Source organism: Pseudomonadota bacterium (assembly GCA_039714795.1).
In the GTDB taxonomy this organism is placed as follows: domain Bacteria; phylum Pseudomonadota; class Alphaproteobacteria; order JAGOMX01; family JAGOMX01; genus JBDLIP01.
This window is the reverse complement of the sequence record JBDLIP010000154.1, coordinates 1-3,372: the sequence shown is the minus strand read 5'-3', so window position 1 is coordinate 3,372 and position 3,372 is coordinate 1. Positions and strand designations below refer to the sequence as shown.

Sequence of the window (3,372 nt, the reverse complement as noted above, 5' to 3'; positions counted from 1 at the left end):
ACTTCTTCTAAGGTAAGGCTGGTATCGGATTGAGTAGGATACATGACAAAACTCCTTTGTTAAATTGCTATCGCAAAGAAGTCTAGCCCAAGTCGTTAGGACGCTAGGAAAAATAACATTTATAATCGTGTTTCGCGTTCTGTTGCTTGATCTTGCTGCGTAACGCTGTCTATAAAGTATTTTAGTTAAATTGTAAAGGTTATTTTTCCTAGCGTCCTTAGTGAGAAGCACACACGCTTGCCGGAACCACACGACTTGATCGATGAGATTGGGCCTTTGTAGTATCTAAGAAACGAAGGTCATTTGTCCGATTCCCGCTGAACCAACACAAGTTATTCCCGTTAATGCCGCATTTTGTAAAACCGAAAAAGCCTGTGGTCAAGGGCAATGTTTTCTTGAATATCAGACAAGACAGTCTGGGTTTTGGTTCCTTGAGAATCAAGCACAATCCAGGCTTTTAGTTGGAAAGGTTGGTTTGTAAAAATAAGTGTGAGACTTCCCATTTGGGAGTCTTTGGTTTTTACCAAAGTGGCCCTCAGGGTGTTTTCTCCTGGCAGCAGACTGCTCACAGTAATGTCTCCTGATAGTTTCACGTGACGTTGCAGGATAAAATAGGCCGGAGTGGAGTCGATGGATATGTAGCCTGGATCTCCTATATCTGAATCATAATTGATGACGGAATTTCCGTCAGAGAGAACCAACAAGGTTGAGGGATCTGTATAATCCAAGCGGAATTTGTTGGGTCGTAACAGATAAAATTTTCCCTTATAAATTGTGCCATCTTGATTCATTTGGACAAAATTGGCACGCATGGTTTGCAATTTTTCAAAATAGTTTTCAATTTTGGTGATAGATCCTTGAGTCTCTACCTGAGCTAATCCTGGCACAGAAAAAAATACTAATACTACAAGGGTAAGTAAGAGGGTATGAGCATTATGAGCATATTGCATGAGTAATTTAATCCTCTGTAGGTTGAATAAGAATTTCACGTTTACCAACATGGTTGGCTGGGCTGACAACACCTTCAGTCTCCATTCGATCAATGATACGAGCCGCTCTATTGTAGCCGATTTGCAAGTGGCGTTGAATAAAGCTAGTTGAAGCTTTGCGTTCACGACAGATCAAGGCAAGCGCTTGATCGTAAAGCTCATCTCCAGAATTTTGTTCCCCGCCGAGCAGGTCATCAAAACCTCCTTCAATCTCCTCAGTGATGTTTGTTACGTAGTTGGGACTGCCTTGGGATTTGAGGAAGGCCACAATTCGTTCAACTTCCTCGTCACTGACGAAAGGACCGTGTACACGCGCGACTCTGCCACCAGAGGCCATATATAGCATATCTCCTTGGCCTAAGAGTTGTTCAGCCCCCTGCTCTCCCAAAATGGTTCGGCTGTCGATTTTAGAAGAGACTGAAAAGCTAATACGGGTTGGGAAGTTGGCCTTAATGGTACCGGTAATTACATCTACGGACGGACGTTGTGTTGCCATGATCAAATGCAGACCAGCAGCACGAGCCATTTGCGCAAGACGTTGCACAGAGGCTTCAATATCTTTTCCAGCAACCAGCATCAGGTCTGCCATCTCATCAACGACGATGACGATATAGGGCAAAGATTGCAGGTCTAGATCCTGAGTTTCATACAAGGGCGCTTGCGTTTCTGGGTCAAAACCCGTCTGGACTTTGCGTGTTAGGGATTCTCCCCTGGCTTTGGCTTCGCAAACACGTAAATTGTAGCCAATGATATTGCGTACGCCCAGTTTTGACATGGCACGATACCGATCTTCCATTTCGCGCACGGCCCACTTAAGGGCCATAACGGCTTTTGCTGGATCTGTGACCACAGGAGACAACAAATGCGGGATACCATCATAAACAGAGAGCTCCAACATTTTAGGGTCAATCATGATGAGTTTGCATTGCTCAGGTGAAAGGCGATAAAGCAAGGACAAGATCATGCTATTGATTGCCACCGATTTTCCTGATCCGGTGGTTCCAGCAACCAACAAGTGTGGCATACGAGCGAGATCTGCAACGACTGGGGTGCCCCCAATATCATGTCCCAAGGCAAGCGCAAGTTCGGCCCTAGATTGTTCATGGATTTTACTTGAGAGCAATTCGCGCAAATAGACTGTCTGTCTGGTTTCATTTGGTAGCTCAATCCCAATGGCATTACATCCGGGAATCACTGCAACGCGAGCAGAAATGGCGCTCATTGAGCGGGCGATATCGTCTGCCAAGCCAATCACCCGAGAGGCTTTGATACCTGGAGCTGGCACAAGTTCATACAGGGTAACCACAGGCCCTGGCCGCACTTGAGCGATTTCTCCTCGAACACCAAAGTCCTCTAGAACTCCCATGAGCTCCTGGGCTTTGGCTTCAAAGATGTGTTTTGAGGTTTGTGAGATTTTTCCTTTGTCTGAAGCTTGAGCCAAGAGATCTAGGGGGGGAAGTTGGTATTCACCGGTTGTTGAGAGTTCCAAGGGGGCAGATTGCTCGCCATCAGGACTGGGTTTTTGTGGAGGCGATGTGGGGTGCTGAGTTTGAGGGGTTGCACGAGGTTTTGCAACCTGCTTTGCTTGGGCAGTGGCATTCACATGCGCAAAGGAGATGGTTTTTATTTTTTGCATCAAAGTGCGATGTACTCTGAAAAGAGCTTGAGTCCAATTGAAAAGTACGTGGAGGATAGCATTCCATTGGCGCCAACGATGCCCTGAAAGCAACTGCATGACGATTGCGCCTGTGATGAAAAGCAAAAGTCCAAAGATCATAGGAGTGATAAACGTGTTATACCCAGGCAGTAATGGTGCAATCTTTTGCCAAGACAATCCCCCAATAGCCCCCCCCCAGGCAACTGGAGAAGCACCAAGGGCAAAAGCCAGGCTGGCCAAGCTCAAGGATAGCACAACAAAGACAAGAGGAACTGCAAGCAACTTGAGGGCCCAATGATGTATGGGTGTGTGCGTAAGTTTAAGCTTGCTGATTATGAACAGATAAAAGGGAAGAAAATAGCTAGCCTTTCCAAAGGGCTGATGTAACAGATCGGCAAGGATAGCCCCAAGGTAGCCGCCATAATTTTGAGCATCGCCTTTAATTGCCGTATTAAATGAAGGATCAGAGGGCTCGTAGGAGATCAGGCTGAGCAGTAGGTAGGTGCCTATAAGGCAAAGTGTTAGCCCTAAAATCTCGCTGTAGCGTCGTTTGAGAAACTCTAACACTTCCGGAGAAAAAAAGTTCGCTTTGGATGAATGACGTGCTCTTGTAGCCATAAAGATAAAACTCATTGTAACGGATTCTGTGGGACAATCTTGGGTTGAAAAAGGATAGGTTATCGGGTACCTGTTTTATGTGAAAAAAAACACCGGCTAAAAAGTCGG

2 protein-coding genes are annotated in these 3,372 nt (G+C 45.8%); both read right to left on the bottom strand.

All coding sequences use genetic code 11. The annotated features are described in order from the left end of the window. Positions 1–341: 341 nt before the first annotated feature. On the bottom strand, positions 342–950 hold the full coding sequence (locus ABFQ95_08125; GenBank protein MEN8237485.1) for an outer membrane lipoprotein carrier protein LolA: 609 nt from the start codon (positions 948–950) through the stop codon (positions 342–344). A gap of 7 nt (positions 951–957) precedes the next feature. Next, the gene (locus ABFQ95_08120; protein ID MEN8237484.1) at positions 958–3,264 is read right to left on the bottom strand and encodes a DNA translocase FtsK 4TM domain-containing protein; all 2,307 of its coding nucleotides are present in this window, start codon (positions 3,262–3,264) and stop codon (positions 958–960) included. Positions 3,265–3,372: the final 108 nt, after the last annotated feature.

What these genes read in the sequence shown, in the direction of transcription:
- ABFQ95_08120 (MEN8237484.1), bottom strand. Translation starts at nt 3,264, where the DNA reads ATGGCTACAAGAGCACGTCATTCATCCAAAGCGAACTTTTTTTCTCCG.
- ABFQ95_08125 (MEN8237485.1), bottom strand. Translation starts at nt 950, where the DNA reads ATGCAATATGCTCATAATGCTCATACCCTCTTACTTACCCTTGTAGTA.